The organism is Massilia consociata (assembly GCF_042432755.1).
Lineage (GTDB): Bacteria > Pseudomonadota > Gammaproteobacteria > Burkholderiales > Burkholderiaceae_D > Telluria > Telluria consociata.
Window position 1 is genome coordinate 257,833 of sequence record NZ_JBHLWP010000011.1, and the last position, 21,006, is coordinate 278,838.

Sequence of the window (21,006 nt, forward strand, 5' to 3'; positions counted from 1 at the left end):
CTCACACCCGTCTAGACAAGAGGCCGGCTTTGCCGGCCTTTTTCTTGCCCCATGCATAAGAATTTCTTATGCATTCGCTTCTCATCCATAACGCATGTGGGTATTGACCATGAATAATGCTCATGGGTGTTGTAATTGACAAACAATTTACCAAACAGATTTGACTTTTGTTTGCCCGAAATGCTCTGATGTTGCCCTCCGGTGAATATTCACACTTCGCTGGAGATGTGATCAACAAACAATCTAACGCCGCCTCCTACTAAGGGCGGCCGTGGTTCAGAAGTTTCGGAGATATTTTGTCTAAGCAGCAGCAACTCGTAGTAAAGCGCAGCGTCATCGCTGTCGCCGTGGCACTGGCAGGCTCCAACGCCGCTTTTGCCCAGCAAGCCGCGCAACAAGTGCCGACCGCCGCACCGGTCCAGAAGGTCTATGTGACCGGTTCGAACATCAAGCGCGCCGACAAGGAAGGTTCCTCGCCGGTCGCCACCCTGAATGCCAAGCAGATCGCCGCCACCGGCGCCAACACCGTCTCGGAACTGCTGCATTCCATCCCGGCCTTCGGCTCGGGTACCTCGAACGACATCATGGACGGCAGCTTCTCGAAAGGCGCCTCGACCGCCTCGCTGCGCGGTCTCGGCTCGTCCTCGACCCTGGTCCTGCTCAACGGCCGCCGCATCACCGCCTCGGCCTACGCCGACCCGAACCAGGGCAAGTCGGCCGTGTATGACCTGAACACCATCCCGGTGTCGGCCATCGAGCGCGTCGAGATCTTCAAGGACGGCGCATCGGCCGTGTACGGCTCCGACGCGATCGCCGGCGTGATCAACTTCATCACCAAGAGCAACTACCAGGGCAAGGAGCTGACCGCCTCGGCCAGCGCCAACGACAACCTGGAATTCGCCCGCCGCAACGTGTCGGGCGTGCTCGGTTTCGGCGACCTCGACGAAGACCGCTACAACGCGTTCTTCAGCTTCGACATCGCCTCGCGCGACCGCACCGCGATCCGCGACGCCCGCGACGTCAAGCAGCACATGTACGCCGACATCAACGCCCGCCTGAACGAATACGGCAGCTACGTCTCGGATCAGCCGTTCTTCTTCCGCGAGCGCACCCCGGGCGCGCGTAACTTCTCGACCACCCTGGCCAACAGCGCCGGCATCGTCAACCGCCTGGGCTGCGATCCGGCCAACCAGGTCACCGGCAACCGCGACAAGCACAACCTGTCGGCCACCTCGATCCTGAACGGCCGCACCTTCTGCAACTACGACGTGTGGAACAACTACGAGTCGCAGAGCAAGGGCAACGACGCCAACCTGCTGGGCAAGCTGACCTTCCAGCTGACGCCGGACATCACCGCGTTCACCGAACTCGGCTACACCCGCACCGAGCGCGAATACACCGGCAACTCGTCGACCATCCTGTCGACCTCGCCGACCACCGTGTTCCGCACCAACGGCCTGCCGAGCGACTACCAGCTGATCCTGCCGGCCGGCCATCCGGACAACCCGTGGACCGATGCGCGCGCAGCCGTGGGCTACCGCTTCAGCGGCATCAACGGCGGCTCGAAGAACGTGAACCAGTCGGGCCGCTTCCTGGCCGGCCTGAAGGGCACCACCGGCCAGTTTGACTGGGAAACCGCCGTGCTGCTGAACCGCAGCGAGCGTACCGAGACCATGAAGGGCATGCTGTACCGCCCGACCATCGACCGCATCCTGCTTGAAAACCGCACCCTGGCCCAGACCGCCGCCGACCCGACCGTGGCACGCGACGTGGTCAACAAGGGCTACGCCCAGGTTGCCCAGCTCGACGCCAAGGCATCGACCACGATCGGCCAGCTCGCCGGCGGCGACATCGGCCTGGCCTTCGGCGGCGAAATCCGCCAGGAAAAGCTGTCGATGACCCCGGACTACCAGACCCAGACCGGCAACATCCTCGGCCTGGCGAACTCGCTGGTGGACGGCAGCCGCATGGTCAAGTCGGCCTTCGTCGAGGTGCGTACCCCGTTCACGAAGAACTTCGAAATGGATTTCGCCGGCCGCTACGACAAGTACCCGACCGAAAACTCCTTCGTGCCGAAAGTGGGCGCCAAGTTCATCGTCAACGACAAGCTGACCTTCCGTTCGTCGTACGCCGAAGGCTTCCGCGCCCCGGCCCTGTCGCAGATCGCCGAAGGCGGCGTCCAGTCGTTCTCGACCGTCACCGACACCGTGCGCTGCCCTGACGGCAAGAACCCGCTGCCAGGCGGCGACACCTCGGACTGCTCGCGCCGCATCTCGTCGATGTCGAAGGCCAACCCGGACCTGAAGCCGGAAACCTCGAAGAGCTTCTCGTTCGGCGCGATCATCGCCCCGACCAAGAACCTGGACATCCTGGTCGACTACTACAAGATCCGCAAGGAAGACGAAACCGCCCTGCTGTCGGCCGGCTACGTGATCGACCACCCGGACCTGTACCCGAACCTGGCCGTGCGTGACACCAACCCGGCCAACTTCCTGGTCGACGCCAACGGCCGTCCGATCCCGGGCACCGGCCCGGTCAACGCGGTCAACCGCTACTACGTGAACCAGGGCGCAACCGAGACCTCGGGCCTGGACTTCGAAGTGGCGCACCGCCTGAACCTGGGCGACAACGGCCGCCTGACCACCAAGCTGGATTGGTCCTACGCGCTGACCTTCAAGCGCTCGGAGCGTCCGGGCGAACGTGAAGCCAACGTGGTCGGCACCTCCGGCGGCTATTCGGACTGGGCGATCACGGTGGGCGACATCCCGCGCCACCGCGCCAGCCTGTCGACCAACTGGACCCGCGCCGCGCACTCGGTCACCGGTTCGGTGGACTTCGTCTCGCCGGTCTCGCTGCTGCGCCGCACCGACAACTACGTCACCTACCCGGTGCCGTACTGCCACTACGGCAAGGGCCAGCCGGCCGGCGCCTACAGCCTGGGCGGCCTGGAAAAGTTCAGCAACTGGGTGAGCGATTGCTCGGTGCCGGAGTGGACCACGTTCAACGTCGCGTACGCGTACACCGGCTTCAAGAACTGGACCCTGTCGGCCAACATCAAGAACCTGTTCGACACCGCGGCGCCGTACGATCCGCGTTACTCGACCGAAGGTTTCAACACCCAGCTGCACAACGCAATGGGCCGTTACTTCCGCGTGAGCGCAAGCTACAAGTTCTGATTGCTTGAACCGGTAGTTTGAAGGGAAGCCGCCTGGCGAGAGCCTGGCGGCTTTTTTTGTTTCCCGGTTCCTCGTTTGCACGCGTGGTGCACGACGAACGTCGCGCCGGCGAAGGCCGGGACCTCGTGTTGCGAGACCTTCGGCGCGCGCCGCGTTCCCCGCCACCGGTATCATCCCTCCATCCCAAGGAGGCCCCATGCAAGACGACCCCATCCGTATCGTCAAGGAACAAACGCTCTCCGACGACTACGCCCCGCTGAAAAAGATCACCTTCGACCAGCGCCGCCGCGACGGCAACTGGCAGCAGGAGACCCGCGAGGTCTACAACAACGCCGGCGGCACGGCGGTCCTGTTATACAACAGCAGCCGGCGCACGGTCCTGCTGACGCGCCAGTTCCGCATCGGCGCCCACCTCGCCGGCCATGACGGCTTCACGATCGAAGTCCCCGCCGGCATGCTTGACGATGCCGATCCCGACCGGCGCGCACGCGCGGAGTTGTGCGAGGAGACCGGCTTTCGCGCCCGCGGCCTGCGCAAGGTGATCGAGTTCTTTCCGAATCCCTCGTCGCTGACGGAAACGGTGCACTGCTTCCTTGGCGAATACGAGGAGCGCGACCGCAAGGACGAAGGCGGCGGCAAGCAGGAGGAAGGCGAGGACATCGAGGTCCTGGAAATGGACGTCGACGAGGCGTTCAGGCAGGTGAAGGAAGGCAGCATCCGGGACGCCAAGACGGTGATCCTGCTGCAGTTCCTGCGCGAGGAACTCGGGCAATCGAACGGATCGCCGTCGTAGGGTGTCCGGCCATGCCGTCCACCCTACGGCCCACCCGAAGGGTCAGGTGGTTTCGGTGAAGGCCAGGTACAGCTCGCGCGCGCGGCGCGCCACCGGGCCGGCGTCGAGCGTACGGTCCTCGAAGCGGGTGCACGGGGTTACCTTGCCGTAGTTGCCGGTGCTGAAGATCTCGCTTGCCGTGTGCAGTTCTTCCGGCGCCACGCTGCGCTCTTGCACCTGCACGCCTTCCGCTGCCAGCAGTGCGATCACGCGCGCACGGGTAATGCCTGCAAGGAAGGTGCCGTTCAGCTTGGGCGTGACCACTGCGCCATCTGCGGCCACGATGAACAGGTTCGAAGACGCGAACTCGGCGACGTTGCCGTCGGCGTCGAGCATGATCGCCTGGTCGAAGCCGCGCGTCTTGGCTTCGCGCATCGCGCGGGTCGAGTTGGCGTACAGGGCCGAGGCCTTGGCGTCGGTCGGCGCCATGTCCGGCTGCGGGCGGCGCAGCGTCGACAGGCAGGCGGAAAAACCGGCGAACGGCGGCAGCGGCGCATCGAACAGCGTCAGCGCGAACTGGCTGGCCTCGGCCACCGGGATCAGGAAGCCCTCGGTGCCGAACACCAGCGGGCGGATGTAGAGCTCGGCGTCGGCCGGAAACTTCGCCACGCCTTCACGCACCAGCGCTTCCATCTCGGCCACGCTCAAGGGGCAACGCAGGCCCAGTTTCTCGCTCGACGCGATCACGCGCTCCAGGTGCGGACGCAGGTCCGGCAGCTTGCCGCGCATCGCGCGGGCGCCGTCGAACACGGACGAGCCCAGCCACAGGCTGTGGTCCATCGCGCCGTAGAGCGGCACATTGCCTTCAGTCCATTGGCCATTGTAGTAAGTCAGGTACATGCATCCTCTTTTAATTCGTATGACAGAGCATGCCAGTGTACCGCGAACCGCCGCTGCCAGTCTGCGCAGGCCATTGTTCGGTGGCTAACCATGTTTCCTCCGCGCCTCGCGTACACTACGGCTTTACAAGCTCACCATTACTTATGCTCGCCATTCTCGAACGGATCGATCCCACTAGCGACCGTATCGACCTCCTGGTCGACCTGGTCGAATGCCTGCGCCCACGCAATCGCTGGGTCTGGCAAAAACCGGACGACCCGGGCGAAGCCGTGCGTACCCTCACTCAGCTGCTCAAGGGCAACCCGGAGCAGGCATGGTCCTTGCGCGCCTACATCACGCGAATCCTCGAGACCCGCCGCCACACCAGCCTGTACAGCGACATCGGCATCCTGTCGAACGATGGCTTCGTTACCGAGCTCAAGCGCCGCATTACCTACCGCTTCCTGCCGCCGGCCCTCAACGACCTGTACCTGTCGGACGCCCTCAACCAGGTGTTGTACGCCGAGAACGATTACGAATGGATCCGCCTGGTGCCGAACGCCGACTGGATGGACCTGTTCGACGTCATCGCCAACGCCCCGCCGCCGCAGGACGCGACGCCCGACAGGGCGCGCTACGTCACCCTGATGGGCCTGCTCGATGCGATCCGCACCCTGTCCTGCCGCATCTGCGCGCTGGGCCTGGAGCCGCGCCTCGTGCACAGCTACAGCGACATCGAGAATTTCGATTCGCCCTTCCTGATGCAGAACATCGAGGCCAACCGCTACCTCGACGAATACGCCCGCTACCTCGACGGCCAGCTCGAGCAACCGGAACCGGCCCGCCACCTGCTGGTGATGCTCGACCAGTGCGCCGGCGTCGTCGCCAGGATCCGCCGCGGCTCCCTCAGCTCCGGCACCAGCGTGGCCCTCACCTACCTGCTGGTGGCGCTGCAGCAGAGCATCAACCGCCTGCACAAACTGCTCTACCTGGTCGATGTCAGCGGCGAGCTGCCGTCGGCCCCGACCGTCGACCTGGAAGCGCTGGCCAATCGCGCCGCCAGCGCCGCCAGTGCCACCAGCCCGGCGCGGCCGGTGGCAAGCGACCGCCGCCTGGCCGCGATCGCGCTGGCCGAGGAGCTGATCGAGGCGCACAACACCAAATACAAGATTCGCGGCCTGCTGCAGGACAATGCCGACCTGCTCGCACGCAATGTCACCGAAAACGCCAGCCGCACCGGCGAGCACTACATTGCCGAGACCCGGCGCGCCCTGCGCCACATGTTCGTCTCGGCCGCCGGCGCCGGCTTCATCGTCGGCTTCATGGCGATGTTCAAGATCATGCTGGGCTACCTGCACATCGCACCGCTGGTGGAAGCCTTCCTGTTCAGCCTGAACTACTCGCTGGGCTTCATCCTGATCTATGTGCTGCACTTTACGGTCGCGACCAAGCAGCCCGCCATGACGGCCCAGCACATCGCCGCCTCCTTGCAGCGGGCCGAGAACGGGCGCGGGCTCGACGTCGACAGCCTGGCCGAGCTGGTCAACAAGGTGTTCCGGACCCAGATCGTGGCCGTGCTCGGCAACGTCGTGCTGGCCTTCCCAGTCGCCTGGGCGATCGCGGTCGGCTACAAGGCCATCAATGGCAGCCACATGGTGGACCCGGCCAAGGCGCACCACTTGCTGGCCGACATCGATCCCCTGCACGGCCCCGCCTTGTTCTATGCGGCGATCGCCGGCGTCTGGCTGTTCGTGGCGGGCCTGGTCTCGGGCTACTACGACAACAAGGCGCTCTACACCCGCATGGGCCAGCGCGTGCGCCAGTTGCGCGCACTGCGCCGCCTGCTGGGAGAGGCGCGCCTCGGACGCTTCGCCAACTATGTCGAGGACAACCTCGGCGGCCTGATGGGCAACTTCTTCTTCGGCTTCATGCTCGGCATGACGGGCTTCGTCGGCTTCCTGCTGGGCCTGCCGCTCGACATTCGCCACGTGACCTTCTCGACCGCCAATTTCGCCACCGCCCTGGTGGGCCTCGAACACCGGCTGCCGCTCGAGGCCATCCTCAACGCCGCGGCCGGCGTGTTCCTCATCGGCGCGGTGAACCTGATCGTCAGCTTCAGCCTGGCGCTGTGGGTGGCGCTACGCGCCCGCAAGATCCGCTTCAAGCGCGGCATCCTCCTGATCCGGGCCATGGGCCGCCGCCTGCTGGCTTCGCCGATCAATTTCTTCCTCGGGCCAAAAGACCAGCCTTTCAGTAGTACCGAACTCATCGTGAGGGATACGAAATGAAGAACAAGCGCCTGACCACCATCCTTGCGTTCCTTGCCTTCCTGTGCGTGGTTGCCTCGTGCAAGAGCCTGCCCGACGCCGGCAAGTTGCCCGACAGCGCGCACAAGGCAACGCCGACGGTGGCCATGCCGCGTGGCATGCTGGAGCCGCAAAAAGCCGCGCAGCTGCTGCGCAAGCGCTGGGCCAGCGCCACCGCCGACCTGAAACAGCTGGCGCTGCTCGAGGAGCAGGCGACCGGCGCGCCCCTGATCCCGGGCAACCAGGTCACGCTGCTGTTCGACGGTCCGGCCACCATGCGCGAGATGATGGCGGCGGCGCGCGATGCCAGGAGCTCGATCAACCTCGAAACCTACATCTTCGACCAGGACCCGATCGGCCTGCAGTTCGCCGAACTGCTGATGGAAAAGCGGCGCCAGGGCGTGGTGGTCAACATCATCGCCGACGGCGTCGGCACGCTGACGACGCCGCCCGCCTTCTTCCAGCGCCTGCGCGAGGCGGGCGTCAACGTGCTGATCTTCAATCCGGTCAATCCGGTCGAGCGCCGCGGCTACTGGCGGCTGAACAACCGCGACCACCGCAAGATCATGGTGGTGGACGGCAAGATCGGCTTCACCGGCGGCATCAACATCAGCGAGTCGTACGCCAACAGCTCACTGTTCCGCTCGCGCAAGAAGCCCGACACCGTCAAGGAAGAGGAAGTCGGCTGGCGCGACACCCACATCCGCATCGAGGGCCCGGCCGTGGCTGCCCTGCAATATGCCTTCATCGACAACTGGGTGCGCCAGGATGCGGGCGAGCTGCCGCAGGCCGAGTATTTCCCGCGCCTGGCCCCGGTCGGCGAGAAAGTGATGCGCGTGCTGGCGACGACCCCGGACCGCGACTCGGAAATCTACAAGGCGCTGATGGTGGCGATGAACGAAGCGAAGCGTTCGATCCACATCACCTCGGCCTACTTCGTGCCGGACCAGCAGATCGTCGACGCGCTGGTGGCGGCCGCCAGGCGCGGGGTGGACGTCAAGCTGGTGCTGCCGGGGGTGTCGGACCACGATTTCATCAAGCACGCCGGCCAGGCCTTCTTCGAGCAGCTGCTGTCGGGCGGCGTGAAGATCTACCAGCTGCAGGTGGCGGTGCTGCATGCCAAGACGGCGGTGATCGACGGCGTGTGGTCGACCATCGGCTCGGCCAACATCGACCGCCGCAGCTTCATCCACAATTACGAGCTGAACGTGGTCGTGCTCGACCCGATCTTCGGCCGCGACATGGAAGCCGCGTTCAACGAAGACCTGCGCAGTTCGAAGGAGGTCACGCTCGAACAGTGGCGCAACCGGCCGTGGAAGGACCGCATCCGCGAGTTCCTCGGGCGCCTGGCCGAGTACTGGATCTAATGCGTAGGCAGGCAGGTTTTCGTGCCCGCCCTGCGATTCTCGCTGCGCTTACAGCCCGGCCGCCATCAGGCCGTCGATATGCGGCGTCCACACGGCGCCGGCACGCATGAACTTCTCGGTGGCCACGAGCTCGAAATGGCTGTGCACCACGTCCCAGCCGTAGCGGTCGATCTCGACCTTGAGCGGCTCGATCCGCACCACGTTGAACGAGTTCACCTCGCCGCGCCCGCGGGTCGAGGTGGCCGTGCCGGCCTGCACCACCAGTGCGGCATACTCGCTGATCTCGTAGCGCGCCGCCGTGCTGCCGGCATGGCTGGCGTGCATATGGCCCCCCATCAGGATGTCCACGCCCGATTCCGCGAACGCCTTCATCGCCAGCGGCGCCCGGTTGACCAGGTCGCGCTCCTCGAAATGCCCGGGCAGGTCGAAGGGATGGTGGGCCACGACGATGCGCGTGACGTCCGGCGGCAGGCCGGCCAGCTGCCGGCGGACCGCGGCGATCTGCTCGTGGCTCACGCGGCCGTCCTTGATGGTCAGCGAGCGCGCCGTGTTCACGCCGATGACGGCGATCTCGTCGTCGAGGTAGAACGGCGCGAGGTCCTCGGTGATGTAGCGCTTGTAGCGCGCCAAAGGCTTCACGAAGCGGCGGAACACGTTGTACAGCGAAATATCATGGTTGCCCGGCACGATGATCTGCGGGCCCGGCAAGGTGTCGAGCCAGGCGCGCGCCTCCTCGAACTGTTCCGCCTTCGCGCGCTGGGTCAGGTCGCCCGACACCACCAGCACGTCCGGCCCGATGCGCTCGATGAGCGTGCGCAGCGGGTCCAGCAGCGCGTGGTCGACGCGTCCGAAATGCAGGTCCGACAGGTGTACGAGCGTGCGCATCCGTTTTCCTCGATCAGCAACCCGGGGGTTGGTTCAGTCTTCAGATTTCCTGGTGCCCGGCCGGCCTGCCGGCGCGCCGCTCGCGCGCCCGCCGCCGCCGGTTCAGCGTGGCCGCCCCCGCGATGCAGATCGCCAGCCAGGCGCAGCCCTCGGCCGCACCCGCAAGCACGTCGGACAGGTAGTGAACTCCAAGATACATCCTCGAGAACGCGACCGTCGCCACCATCGCAATCGCCAGCACGAAGGCCAGCACCCTGCCCGCCCACGAGCGTGCATGGCGCGCCGCATAGCAGGCCAGGAAGCCGTACACCACCGTCGCGCCCAGCGCGTGCCCGCTCGGGAAGCTGTAGGTCGTGAGCTCCAGCAGCGGCTCGGCGAAATGCGGCCGCGCACGCGCGAAGGTGTGCTTGAGCAGCACGTTCAGAACCAGTCCCCCCGGCACCGCGCTGGCCAGCGCCATTAGCCAGTAGCGGTGCCCCTTGCGGTACAGCCAGATGCCGGCCGCGAGCGCCAGGCCCAGGATGCCCGGCGTGCTGTGGATGTGCGTGATTACCAGGAGAGATTGCCGCAATGCGTCGTTGGCACGGGCGTGCTGGTGCAGCCAGCTGGCCAGCTCCGCGTCGAGTTGGGTGAGCGGCGCCCCGGCCACGACTGCGCCGGCCAGGTGGGCGAAGACGGCGGTGGCAATGAGGAGCATCGCCACGCCGGCAGTCAGGTGCAGGCCGTATGCGCCCTCGGGCGAAAAGCGGGCCGCAGCGAAGCGGTGGAAGCGATTGTGTTGGGAAGGAATGTTGTTCTGCATGCGCCTTGATGTGCGGTCAATTAGCGAAAAAACCACACAGATAAAAAATTACTGTATATCCACACAGTACCTGTAGATTTATACAGTAGTTGTGTTATTCTTTACTCACTCCAACGATTTTAATAAAAGGAAACCACCATGACCACTCTGAACAGCTCCTTCGGCCTGGAATATGCACCCGTCCCTTTTATGCTGCGCATCGGCCGCCGCGAACTCCGGGTCACCCGTGATTTCCGCAAGCGCTTCTACGCAGTGAACCCGGTCATCGAGTGCGACACCGGTGTCGATGCCGGCCACGTCGAAATCCTGCTGCTGCGTCGCTGGCTGCTGATCCTGTCGAAGGCGCGCTGAGGCGAATGCCTGTACAAGCGCAGGTGCGGCGCAGGCGCAGGTGCAGGCTTGGCGCCGCTACGCTAAAAAGCGCATATTGTTAAGCGAATAAATTCGTTCCTTTCAGGGGAACCGGACCGTACGCTACAGGTTCCAAACTCCCCCTGAGAGAACGAAAAATGCTGCGTAAAACCTTCCTGACTTCGCTGGCTGCCATCACGCTGCTGGCAAACACCGCCCCCGCCTTCGCGGCAAACATCACCCTGCTCAACGTGTCCTATGACCCGACCCGTGAGCTCTACAAGGAAGTCGATGCCGCCTTTGCCCGCCAATGGAAAGCCAAGACCGGCGACACCGTCACGGTCAAGCAGTCGCACGGCGGCTCCGGCAAGCAGGCGCGCGCCGTCATCGACGGCTTGTCGGCCGATGTCGTCACGCTGGCACTGGCCTATGACATCGATGCTATCAGCGAAAAAGGCCTGATCGCGCACGGCTGGCAGCAGCGCCTGGCACACCGCAGCTCGCCCTACACCTCGACCATCGTCTTCCTGGTGCGCAAGGGCAATCCGAAGCAGATCCGCGACTGGGGCGACCTGGTCAAGCCGGGGGTAGCCGTGATCACTCCCAACCCGAAGACCTCGGGCGGCGCGCGCTGGAACCATCTGGCCGCCTACGGCTATGCGCTGCGCCAGCCTGGCGGCTCGCCGGCGACGGCCAAGGATTACCTGGCGAAGCTGTACAAGAACGTGCCGGTGCTCGATTCGGGCGCGCGCGGCGCCACCACCACCTTCGTCGAACGCGGCATCGGCGACGTGCTGCTTGCCTGGGAGAACGAAGCCCTGCTCGCCCTGCGCGAACTGGGCCCGGACAAGTTCGAGATCGTCGCGCCCTCGATCAGCATCCTGGCCGAACCGCCGGTCGCCGTGGTGGACAAGATCGTGGACAAGCGCGGCACCCGCAAGGTGGCGCAGGCCTACCTCGAGTTCCTGTACAGCGACGAAGGCCAGGAAATCGTCGCCAAGAACTACTACCGCCCGGTGGTCGAGCGCCACGCGAAGAAGTACGCGTCGCAGTTCCCTAACATCAAGCTGTTCCCGATCACCGAGCTGGGCGGCTGGACGCAGGCGCAGAAGGCGCACTTTGCGGATGGCGGCCTGTTCGACCAGATCTACCTCCGGAAATAAGTTGTGTACGGCGGCCCGGCACCTCGAACGCCCCTGGCGCGCGGCGCCGCCTCGCTCCACCCCAACCGAAATCCCCGATTTCCCCAGCCGGGCTAGGATAGCGATCGTTCATCATCCTGGCCTGCCGTCCCGGCTGGACGCCGCCGGCAGTCCTCTTCACCCACCTTGAAAAGGATCACACTATGGCAATCAGACTCCGGAAACTCCACGACCAGGTCATGGTCATCACCGGCGCCACGAGCGGCATCGGCCTGACCACGGCCCGCATGGCGGCTGCGCGCGGCGCGCGCCTGGTGCTGGCGGCGCGCAGCAAGGAAGCGCTCGACGAGCTGGCGGACGAGCTGCGCAGCAAGGGCGTCATGGTCGAGACCGTTGCCGCCGATGTCGGCGACATCGACGACGTCGCGAAGATCGGCGACAAGGCCATCGCGCGCTTCGGCCGCATCGATACCTGGGTCAACAATGCCGGCATCTCGATCTTCGGCCGTCTCGAGGAAGTCAAGCCGGAGGACCACCACCGCCTGTTCCAGACCAACTTCTGGGGCACGGTCAATGGCTCGCTGGAAGCCGTGCGGCGCATGAAGCACCGCGGCGGCGGCGCCATCATCAACATCGGCAGCGAAGTGTCGGAGCGCGCGGTCCCGCTGCAAGGCATGTACGCCTCGTCCAAGCATGCGGTGAAAGGCTTCACCGATGCGCTGCGCATGGAGATGGAAAAGGAAGGCGCGCCGGTCCAGGTCACGCTGGTGAAACCCGCCGCGATCGACACGATGTTCGCGGTGCACGCCAGGAACTACATGGAGATGGAACCGGCCCTGCCGCCGCCGATCTACGCGCCGGAAGTCGTGGCCGAAGCCATCCTGTACTGCGCCGAGCATCCGAAGCGCGACATCTTCGCGGGCGGCGCCTCGAAGATGATCTCGGCCGGTTCGAAAGCGATGCCGCGCCTGACCGACTACTTCATGAGGGCCGCCATGTTCAAGCAGCAGAAGTCGGATCGCCCGTCCGCGCCGAACCGCCGCGACGCACTGTACAAGCCCGATCCCTCGACCGAGCTGCGCCAGCGCGAGGGCATGCAGCGCACCGTGCACGAGCGCAGCCTGTACACCCAGGCCAGCCTGCGCACGTCGCCCTGGACCACCGCCCTGGTGGGCGGCGGCGCGCTGCTAGCGGCCTTCTCCCTGTCCCGGAGGTTTGCTCGATAAGAAGTCGGTGTCCTCCTCGGTCAGCGGAAGATCGGGGATGGACACGACCTGGTCGGTGTCGATGTCGGCACCGTCCTTGGCCACCGTGTCGCGCCCGGCAGCGGCGCGCTCGCCGGTGCCGCCCATGTCGCTGTCGCCCGAGAAATTGGCATCGCCAACGTCGGGGCCGGCCGTACCGTCGGCGTGGCTGGCTTCCAGGTCCGACGTGGTGCCTTCGTCGAAGTCGAGCGTCTGGTCGGGGTCGAGCGCTTCGGCAAAGCCGGGGCCGCCCATCACGTCGCTGCCGGTGTCGGAAATGTCGCTCGGGCCGAGGGCGTCGATGCCGTGGCCTTTGCCCAGACTGCGGTCCGGGCGTTCCGGGAAGTTGTCCGGATCAAGTGTGCTTGCGCCTGTCATATTGCCTCCAAAAACATGTTTGAGCGATGGAGACAGGCTAACGTTTTTTGCCGTTTCGCGTCGCCGCGCACGGGCTCGCGCAGCGAGGCGCCCGCGCCTCAGAACGCGCGCCGCATGCCGACGTTGACGGCGCCGCCACCGCCGCCCCCCGGCCGCACGACGCCGTTTGCCAGGCCGCCGGTATGGCGGATATGCGAGTAGGCGGCATAGAAGTCGAGCCGGCGCGACACCGCATAGGTGGCCCCCACCGCCACCTGCTGCGCGTCGCGGTTGGCCGGGTCGCGGTCGTTCTTGCGGATGTAGGAAGCCAGCAGCGTGGTGGCGTGCCCGAGCGGCACCGCCACGCCGGCCAGCACGTCGCGGCTGTCGGTCGACGGCGTGGTGGTGATGCCCGCGCCATAGGGATTGTCGGGGTTGAACAGCGGCGAACTGCCCCAGCCGCGGCTGGCGCTGTAGGCGGCGTAGGCCGTGCCCCAGCCGAGCTGCAGGTTGGCCGCGATGATGGAATTCTTGGCGGCCATGCTGATGCCGACCTGGTCGTAGCGGGTGATCTTGGCCACGTTGCGGTTCTGGTGGGCGGCGCGCAGCGTGAAGGGGCCGGCGCTGAAACCCACCGTCATGCCCCAGGCGCGTCCCGAGGGCGAGCCATCGATGTCGCCCTTGCCCCAGGACGAGCCGGCCGTGAAGCCCTTGAACTGGCCCTGGTAGGTGACGCTGTCCTCGGTGCGGCGCCCCCCGGCGGCGGGGCTTGCGCTGCCGGCCAGGCCGCCATGGAAAGGGTCGCCCACATCGGCCAGCGCCAGGAATTCCAGGCTGTACTGGCGGCCGACCGTCAGGCCTTGCGCCTGCGCTTCGGCCGCGCGGCGCGCCTGCGCTTCCTGCGCCGTCTCGAGCGTGAAGATCGCCGGGGCATCGTCCGGCTTGCCGGCCCCGGCACGCTCTTCCTGCACCTCCCTGGCAACCCCGGCTTGTGCCCAGCTGGCAGGCACAACAATGTCCTTGGCCGAGGCGCAAGCCGCGCCCGCTCCGAGCACGGCACATGCGACGATTGACATTCTCATGGCGTCTTTCCCTCTTTGAAGCTACGTTATCCGCTTCATGGCGACCTGATCTGTCTAGTACCGCACATAAGATCACGTCGGATGCCAATAATTGAGGCAGCTCTGTCGGCTGAGCCAAACTTTCCGGCTTGGGTTAAGTTCTACACCGGAGAATGAGTGGGCACAAAAGGGTTTGACAGAATATGGGGATCGACAGGGATAGTGCAGCCAAGCATGGGCCGGGCTTCAAGCTGGGTTGCGGCCTGCGCATCGACCGTACCGGATACCGCTCCGCCTACCGCCGCAACCCGGCAAACGCCGCCGGCTCCCACTCGCGCAGCGCCAGCAGCAAGCCGGTGCCGCGCCGCTGCGGCAGCGGGGCGGCCAGGCTTTCCTCGTGCAGTTGCGCGAACCGTTCGCGCAGTTGCCGCAACTCGGCCTGCAGCTTGGCGCGGGCGCTCTCGGTCAGCATCCCGTGCACGAAGTCGAGCACGTCGCCCGGCGCGCTGAAACCGGAGTCGACGAATTCGGGCATGCCCTGCTCGCGGAAATAACGGCGGATCGGCCCGTCCGGCAGCCAGTCGAAGTCGCGCGCCACGTTCAGGCGGATGCGGTTGCCCGGCAGGAGCGTGATGAGGGCCAGCCGGTCCAGGCGCAGCAGCAACTGCACGCATTCGGCCTCGGTGAGGCGGTAGGCGCCCAGCATCTCGGCCATCGTCCAGTGGTTCAGCGCGCAGACCGCCACCAGCAGCAGCCGGGCATCCGACACCAGCTCGCCTTCCTGCGCCGCGGTGAGCGTGCGGATGCGCTGGCTGCCCTGCCCGGCTTCATGGGCCAGCTCCGCCAGGGTCAGGCCCAGCAGGCCGCATACCTCGACCAGGCGCTCGAGCGTGAACTGCCCGCTGGCGAACAGGCGCTTGACGCTCGGTTCGGACAAGCCGAGCGCGACGCCGACGTCGCGGTAGGTCTTGCCCTGCCGTTTGAGCTCGCGCTTGAGCGTGGTGACGAGCCGGGTGACCTCGGACATGCGGCCCTCAGAGCGCGGCCGCGAGGGCGACGCTGTTCTTGCCGGTGCGCTTGACCGCGTACATCGCGTGGTCGGCCCGCGCCAGCCAGCCATCGACATCCGGCACGTCGCCCGGCCGGTGCAGCGCGATACCGATGCTGGCGCCGATCCTGACCGTGGTGGTGCGCAGCACGTACGGCGCCGTCACCCGTTCGAGCAGCTTGTGCGCGAACTCCTCGGCGTCCGCGCCGTCGGCCAGCATTTCCAGCACCACGACGAACTCGTCGCCGGCCAGGCGCGCCACCATGTCGGTCTTGCGCACGCCCTGGGCCAGGCGCTGGCCGAACTGGCGCAGCAGCTCGTCGCCCTCTTCGTGGCCATGGCCGTCGTTGACGGCCTTGAACCCGTCCATGTCGAGGAACAGCAGCGCGCACGGCCGCTCGACGCGGCGCGCGCGGCTCATCGCCTCGGGCAGCGACTCGAGCAGCGCGCGCCGGTTCGGCAGGCCGGTCAGCACGTCGCGCAGGAGCAGCGCCTGCAGCTCCGCCGTGCGCTCCGCGACCGCCGCCTCGAGGCGCCCGTTGAGCGCCAGCAGCGCGCGGCGGTGCGTCTCCTCGCTCTGCACCAGGTCGCGCATCCTGCTCGACAGGATTCTTGCTTCGAGGAAGCCGCTGATCCGGGGAATCGGCGGCGCTTCCTTGCCGGCATTGGTGGCCTCGGTTGCGCGCTCGATGGCCTCGCGCAGGGTCGCCATCGGGCGCGTCAGCCGCCGTGCCAGCAACACGGCCGCGCCAGCCAGCGCCAGGGCCAGCAAGGCGCTCCAGCCGAGCATGCGCAGCTTCAGCTCGACGGCGCCGGCCAGGGCTCTCTCCTCGGTCTGGCGCACCAGCACGCTCCAGCGCAGCGAGCCGGCATCGAGCATGTCGCCGGTCTGGCTGTAGCCGGTGAGGTAGGCGCGCCCGTCCGGCCATACCTCGCGCAGCGCCCCGGTCATGCCCTGTTGCGCCAGGCGCAGGCTGGTGCTGTCGACCTTGCGCTCGACCATCGACTGCGGCCCCAGCATGACGGTGCCGTCGTCGCGGATCACGAGGATCTCGGCGCCGTACTCGCGCAGGGCCGGCGTGAGCAGCTTGCGCGCATGGCGGCGTGCCCATTCCCAGCTCAGGTGCAGTCCCAGCACCCCGGTGGGCCTGCCTTGCGCGTCCAGCACCGGGCCCGATACGTCCACGAAGCGCCAGGGGTCCTGCTGGCGCGGCAGCATCTTTTCCAGCAACACCGCCGGGTGATAATCGGAAGCATGAACGCCGCGCAAGCCCGTCGTGAACCAGGGCCGCTTGCTGACGTTGGCGCCCTCCAGCATCCGGCCGGTGGACGCCGAGACCTTGCCGTCGAGGTCGGTAATGCCGATCCATGCGTAATCGGGAAAGGTGCGCTGCAGGCTTTCCAGTACCCGGCGCGATTCGTCCGCGTCCCTGGCGTACCTGACCTGGGGCAGCTCGGTGAGCAACTTGGCGTCGCCCACTGCCTTCTCGATGACCCGGTTGAGCGAATCGCGCATCTGCCACGACAGCTGCTGCAGGCGCAGCTGTGCTTCGTTGCTGGCCTGGCGGCCCGCGAAATGGTTCACCAGGATGAGTTGCAAGGCGACAGTCAGGGCAACAGTTGCGCAGACGGCGAGCGTCATCAGACTGGACAGGCGCAATCTGCCGAAGAAGCTGTTCATGAACTAAAGGAAATAAGGAAATACCGATCGTCGCACATTGTAACGAGATTCCTATGCAGAAATAAATACAAGCAGCCAGCAATTGTTGCTAATAATTTATTTCCGCACAGGATTACAACGCATTCCATGCGTGTCCGGCCATTCATTTGCCCGAAGCAAATGAATAAATGACACCGACCGCCCGCGCCACCAGCACAGGCGGCCGCGCGTGCGGCAGCTGCGGTTCAGGCCAAAGAAAGGTATTTGCGCAGTCTGGGGCGCCGCAGGCGGCGCAAGCCGGTGACGACCGTTGGCGGTCAGTTGCCGCTCAGTTGCCGAAATACCGGCCAGGACGATGCCAGGCCATGACCATGCTGCTTATGGCGATCGCACTCAGCGAGGACCAGCCCACCAGTTCCGGCGCAACCACCGACAGGGCCGCCAGCAGGATGACACCGTCGATGAGCACCTGGGTGCGGCCGGCGTTGATGGCGTACTTCTTCTGCAGCCACAAGGTGACGATACCGGTGCCGCCGACACCGGCGCCATGGCGTGCCAGCGCCAGGATGCCCATGCCGCAGAAAGTGCCGCCGCCCAGCGCGGCGACCATCGGGTGCACGTGGCCGATTACCAATCCGCTCGGCATGAGCTTGAGCATGGCCATGATCAGCATGCTGCCGATGAGGGACTTGATGGTGAAGCGCGCGCCCATGAACAGGTAGCCGAACAGGAAGAAAGGCAGGTTGATCAGCATGAACAGCATGCCGACCGATTGCCCCGTCAGGTAGGACGCCAAGAGCGAGATTCCGGCCACGCCGCCGGTGATCAGGCCGGCCGCCTGCAACAGCAGCACGCCCATGGCGACGAACAGCACGCCCACGGTGATGCCGTAGACGTCGTCGAACAGCGAGTGCGGCTTCACCACCACAGGACGGCTCGCTTGCGGCGCCGCTTGTGCCGCATGCTGTGCAGGCTGCGGATGCAGGGCACCCTGCATCATCGCACCACCACCATGCGGACGGCACCAGACGAATGCCCGGCGCACACAGTGCGCCGGAGAGAAATCGAGCCGAGCAGGAGACGGTGCTTCATTTTCCTCACAATTATGATGACCAAGCTGAATGGCGAACGCGCCGCCAGCCCTGTTCGCAATGGTATTGCGACAACAAAATACGGGAACGCGAATGATACTGCTGTGTACAGCCCTCCATTATTACCTATGCTGCACCGCAATGTAAGGCCGTTTCCCGTATTTCAGTCATTCGATATGTGAATAATGGTATGCAAAGCCCCGGCCCTTGCCTCACTTGTACAGCACTTCCGGCAGCCACAAGCCGATCGCCGGGAAGGTGTACAGCAGGACGATCCCCAGGACCTGGATGCCCATGAACGGCAGCATCCCCATGAAGATCTGGTTCAGGGTGACGTGCGGCGGCGAGACTCCCTTCAGGTAGAAGGCCGACATCGCGACCGGCGGCGACAGGAAGGCGGTCTGCAGGTTCATCGCCACCAGCAGGCCGAAGAACAGCGGGTCGATGTTGAAGTGGTCCAGCAGCGGCACGAAGATCGGCATGAAGATGACGATGATCTCGGTCCACTCGAGCGGCCAGCCGAGCAGGAAGATCACCACCTGCGCCAGGATCATGAACTCCACCGGCGTCAGGTTCATCCCCAGCACCCAGGCATTGATGATCTCCTGCCCGCCCAGCAGCGCGAACGCCGCCGAGAAGATGCTGGAACCTACGAACAGCCAGCACACCATCGCCGTGGTCTTGGTGGTGAGGTGGGCCGACTCGCGCAGCAGCTTGAAGTTGAACCTGCGGTAGGCAATGGCCAGGACCAGCCCCCCGATGGCGCCCATCGCCGCAGCTTCCGTCGGCGTGGCCAGCCCGAATACGATGCTGCCCAGGACGGCCAGGATCAGGAGCGCCAGCGGGAACAGGGAGCCGAGCAGCATCTTGAAGATCTCGAGCCGCGCAAAGCTGAAGAAAACATAGAAGACGAGCAGCGCGGCGGCGCCCAGCGCCAGCGTGATCCAGAAGGCCTTGGGCACTGGCCTGGCGCCGTCCGTTGCCGCGGCCCCGGGATCGGCTTTCAACTCGGCGGGAGCCGGCGTGGCGGCGGCCGGCGCCATCGGTTCGGCGACGTCGCCCTCCACCGGCGGCTCGGCCAGCTCCCCTTCCGCCGGCGGCACGTCCACCACCCCTTCCAGCGGCGGCTCCTCCAGCCCGCCGGCATCCGCGAAAACGGTGTCGAAGTCCTGGGCGGCGCCCATCTCGACCAGCTCCGTGGGCGCCGCTTCCGGCGCCGTCACGATCCGGTAGCCCACCCCCATGACGGCCGCGAAGGCGAGCGCCGGCAGCAAGGCGACGAACAGCTGCGACACCAGGGTGCGGCCCGGCACGCGCGCGGCGGCCTTGCCCTCGGGCGCTCGCAGTAGGCCGGAAAGCAGGCCGGACAGCAGGCCGGATACCGCCGGCTTGTGGTACGCCCCCGGAATCGACGCCGTAAAGGCCGGCAGCGCGACGACACGCTCGGCAGCGGGCAGCGGCGGCGCCCAGGCCGGCTTGAGCTTGGCGACCAGCAGCACGTAGCCCACGTACAGGCAGGCCAGCATGATCCCCGGGAAGAAGGCGCCCGCGTACAGCTTGACCACCGAGACCCCGGCCGTCGCGCCATACACGATGAGCAGCACCGAGGGCGGAATCAGGATGCCCAGGCAGCCGCCCGCCGTGATCGACCCGGCGGAAAGCTGCGTGCTGTAGCCGGCCTTGAGCATCGCCGGCAGCGCGAGCAGCCCCATGAGCGTGACGACCGCCCCGACGATGCCGGTGGCGGTGGCGAAGATGGCGCAGGTGACGATCGTCGCCACCGCCAGCGAACCGGGCACGCGCGCCATGGCCAGGTGCAGGCTCTTGAACAGGCGCTCGATCAGGTTGGCGCGCTCGACCAGATAGCCCATGAAGATGAACAGCGGGATCGAGATCAGGACGTCGTTGGCCATGACCGAATACGCGCGCTGCACCATCAGGTCGAGCGTGAGCTGCACCGCCTGGCCCGGATCCTGGCTGCGGAAGGCGAACCACGAGAACATCACGCCCATGCCCATCAGGGTGAAGGCGGTCGGGAAGCCCAGCATGATGGCGACCACCACCAGCGCCAGCATCAACAGGCCGACGTGGCCGTTGGTCATGTCGGCGGGCGCGGGCATCAGGGCAAACAGGGCGACGACGATCGCCACCAGGATCGACAGGCCGAACCAGATTTCCTTCCTCATGCCGCCCCTCCCCTGTCCGTTCCGACGCTCGCCTTGAGCTTGTCGACGTCGACTTCCTCGACGTCGGGTTCGCGCGGCGGCCACGCGCCCCGGCGCAGGCAGGCCACGCAGCGCACGATCTCCACGCAGCCCTGCAGCAGGAGCAGCACGCCGGCAAGGGGGATCACCATCTTGAACGGGTACAGCGGCGGACCGTTGGCGGTGAGGGTCGAGTGCTCGCGGATGGCGAAGGATTCGGCGGCATAGGTATAACCGGCCCACACCAGGGCCACCACGCCGGGGATGAAGAAGACGATGTACAGCACCAGGTCCAGGCCGGCCTGCAGGCGCGGCGGAAAGAAGGTGTAGAGCACATCGCCGCGCACGTGGCCGTTCTTGGCCAGCGTATAGGCGCCGGCCATCATGAAGGCGGCGCCGTACATCATGATCATCAGGTCGAAGGCCCAGGGATTGGGCGCGTTGAAGGCGTAGCGGGCGAACACTTCCCAGGCGATGAGGAAGGTGAGCGCCACGATCAGCCAGGAAAAGGCCTGCCCGACCAGGCTGCTGACCCGGTCGACGAAAAACAAGACGTTCTGCATGGAGCTGCTCCGGTCGCAACGAACGGCCATCACGGAATCGGGATGGCGGAACTGCAGGGTGGTCGGCTTTCGCCGACCGCGCGTTCAAAACGGGCGTG

Annotated in this window: 18 protein-coding genes; 8 read left to right on the top strand and 10 right to left on the bottom strand. The window is 65.9% G+C overall.

Translation table 11 applies throughout. From position 1 onward, the window contains the following. The first annotated feature begins 296 nt into the window (after window positions 1–296). Together ACFFJK_RS12290 and ACFFJK_RS12295 are read left to right on the top strand one after the other, a co-directional pair. Window positions 297–3,176, top strand: coding sequence for a TonB-dependent receptor domain-containing protein (locus ACFFJK_RS12290; RefSeq protein WP_379679459.1), 2,880 nt, complete (start codon window positions 297–299; stop codon window positions 3,174–3,176). A gap of 196 nt (window positions 3,177–3,372) precedes the next feature. After that, window positions 3,373–3,969 (top strand): NUDIX domain-containing protein, encoded by a 597-nt coding sequence (locus ACFFJK_RS12295; protein WP_379679460.1) that lies wholly within the window; start codon window positions 3,373–3,375, stop codon window positions 3,967–3,969. A gap of 42 nt (window positions 3,970–4,011) precedes the next feature. Here ACFFJK_RS12295 and ACFFJK_RS12300 read toward each other — a convergent pair whose 3' ends face one another. Next, on the bottom strand, window positions 4,012–4,848 hold the full coding sequence (locus ACFFJK_RS12300) for a branched-chain amino acid aminotransferase (protein ID WP_379679461.1): 837 nt from the start codon (window positions 4,846–4,848) through the stop codon (window positions 4,012–4,014). A gap of 143 nt (window positions 4,849–4,991) precedes the next feature. Here ACFFJK_RS12300 and ACFFJK_RS12305 point away from each other — a divergent pair, with 143 nt between their 5' ends. Both ACFFJK_RS12305 and cls read left to right on the top strand, forming a co-directional pair. Then, a complete protein-coding gene (locus ACFFJK_RS12305) occupies window positions 4,992–7,115 on the top strand; it encodes a site-specific recombinase (protein WP_379679462.1) in 2,124 nt (707 codons plus the stop codon). Continuing rightward, window positions 7,112–8,500, top strand: a complete 1,389-nt coding sequence (gene cls, locus ACFFJK_RS12310; RefSeq protein ID WP_379679463.1) for a cardiolipin synthase — start codon at window positions 7,112–7,114, stop codon at window positions 8,498–8,500. The genes ACFFJK_RS12305 and cls overlap by 4 nt, the downstream gene beginning before the upstream one ends. Window positions 8,501–8,548: 48 nt before the next feature. Here cls and ACFFJK_RS12315 read toward each other — a convergent pair whose 3' ends face one another. Together ACFFJK_RS12315 and ACFFJK_RS12320 are read right to left on the bottom strand one after the other, a co-directional pair. After that, window positions 8,549–9,385 carry a metallophosphoesterase family protein gene (locus ACFFJK_RS12315; protein ID WP_379679464.1) on the bottom strand — a complete coding sequence of 279 codons (837 nt, stop codon included), beginning with the start codon at window positions 9,383–9,385 and terminating at the stop codon, window positions 8,549–8,551. Window positions 9,386–9,425: 40 nt separating this feature from the next. Then, window positions 9,426–10,187 (bottom strand): phosphatase PAP2 family protein, encoded by a 762-nt coding sequence (locus ACFFJK_RS12320; RefSeq protein WP_379679465.1) that lies wholly within the window; start codon window positions 10,185–10,187, stop codon window positions 9,426–9,428. Window positions 10,188–10,325: 138 nt separating this feature from the next. On the opposite strand from ACFFJK_RS12320, the gene ACFFJK_RS12325 reads away from it, so the two are divergent. The 3 genes from ACFFJK_RS12325 (at window position 10,326) to ACFFJK_RS12335 (ending at window position 12,906) form a co-directional block, all read left to right on the top strand. Next, complete coding sequence (locus ACFFJK_RS12325; protein ID WP_379679466.1) at window positions 10,326–10,538, top strand: hypothetical protein; 213 nt, start codon at window positions 10,326–10,328, stop codon at window positions 10,536–10,538. A 158-nt stretch (window positions 10,539–10,696) separates the two neighbouring features. Then, window positions 10,697–11,701, top strand: coding sequence for a sulfate ABC transporter substrate-binding protein (locus ACFFJK_RS12330; RefSeq protein WP_379679467.1), 1,005 nt, complete (start codon window positions 10,697–10,699; stop codon window positions 11,699–11,701). A gap of 182 nt (window positions 11,702–11,883) precedes the next feature. Continuing rightward, on the top strand, window positions 11,884–12,906 hold the full coding sequence (locus ACFFJK_RS12335; RefSeq protein ID WP_379679468.1) for an SDR family oxidoreductase: 1,023 nt from the start codon (window positions 11,884–11,886) through the stop codon (window positions 12,904–12,906). Here the strand turns inward: ACFFJK_RS12335 and ACFFJK_RS12340 are convergent. The 5 genes from ACFFJK_RS12340 to ACFFJK_RS12360 form a co-directional block, all read right to left on the bottom strand. After that, on the bottom strand, window positions 12,868–13,302 hold the full coding sequence (locus tag ACFFJK_RS12340) for a hypothetical protein (RefSeq protein ID WP_379679469.1): 435 nt from the start codon (window positions 13,300–13,302) through the stop codon (window positions 12,868–12,870). The two genes, ACFFJK_RS12335 and ACFFJK_RS12340, sit on opposite strands and share 39 nt — an antisense overlap. 98 nt (window positions 13,303–13,400) lie before the next feature. Continuing rightward, window positions 13,401–14,363 carry a porin gene (locus ACFFJK_RS12345; protein ID WP_379679470.1) on the bottom strand — a complete coding sequence of 321 codons (963 nt, stop codon included), beginning with the start codon at window positions 14,361–14,363 and terminating at the stop codon, window positions 13,401–13,403. Between the two features lie 274 nt (window positions 14,364–14,637). Next, on the bottom strand, window positions 14,638–15,369 hold the full coding sequence (locus tag ACFFJK_RS12350; RefSeq protein WP_379679471.1) for a helix-turn-helix domain-containing protein: 732 nt from the start codon (window positions 15,367–15,369) through the stop codon (window positions 14,638–14,640). A 7-nt stretch (window positions 15,370–15,376) separates the two neighbouring features. Continuing rightward, on the bottom strand, window positions 15,377–17,071 hold the full coding sequence (locus ACFFJK_RS12355; protein ID WP_379679472.1) for a diguanylate cyclase domain-containing protein: 1,695 nt from the start codon (window positions 17,069–17,071) through the stop codon (window positions 15,377–15,379). 307 nt (window positions 17,072–17,378) lie between these two features. Continuing rightward, window positions 17,379–18,050, bottom strand: coding sequence for a YitT family protein (locus ACFFJK_RS12360; protein WP_379679473.1), 672 nt, complete (start codon window positions 18,048–18,050; stop codon window positions 17,379–17,381). Between the two features lie 105 nt (window positions 18,051–18,155). On the opposite strand from ACFFJK_RS12360, the gene ACFFJK_RS12365 reads away from it, so the two are divergent. After that, window positions 18,156–18,323 (top strand): hypothetical protein, encoded by a 168-nt coding sequence (locus ACFFJK_RS12365; RefSeq protein ID WP_379679474.1) that lies wholly within the window; start codon window positions 18,156–18,158, stop codon window positions 18,321–18,323. A 30-nt stretch (window positions 18,324–18,353) separates the two neighbouring features. Here the strand turns inward: ACFFJK_RS12365 and ACFFJK_RS12370 are convergent, their stop codons facing one another. Then, window positions 18,354–20,327 carry a TRAP transporter large permease gene (locus tag ACFFJK_RS12370; RefSeq protein WP_379679475.1) on the bottom strand — a complete coding sequence of 658 codons (1,974 nt, stop codon included), beginning with the start codon at window positions 20,325–20,327 and terminating at the stop codon, window positions 18,354–18,356. Further along, a complete protein-coding gene (locus tag ACFFJK_RS12375; RefSeq protein ID WP_379679477.1) occupies window positions 20,324–20,908 on the bottom strand; it encodes a TRAP transporter small permease subunit in 585 nt (194 codons plus the stop codon). Before ACFFJK_RS12375 ends, ACFFJK_RS12370 begins: the two co-directional genes overlap by 4 nt. Window positions 20,909–21,006 lie beyond the last annotated feature (98 nt).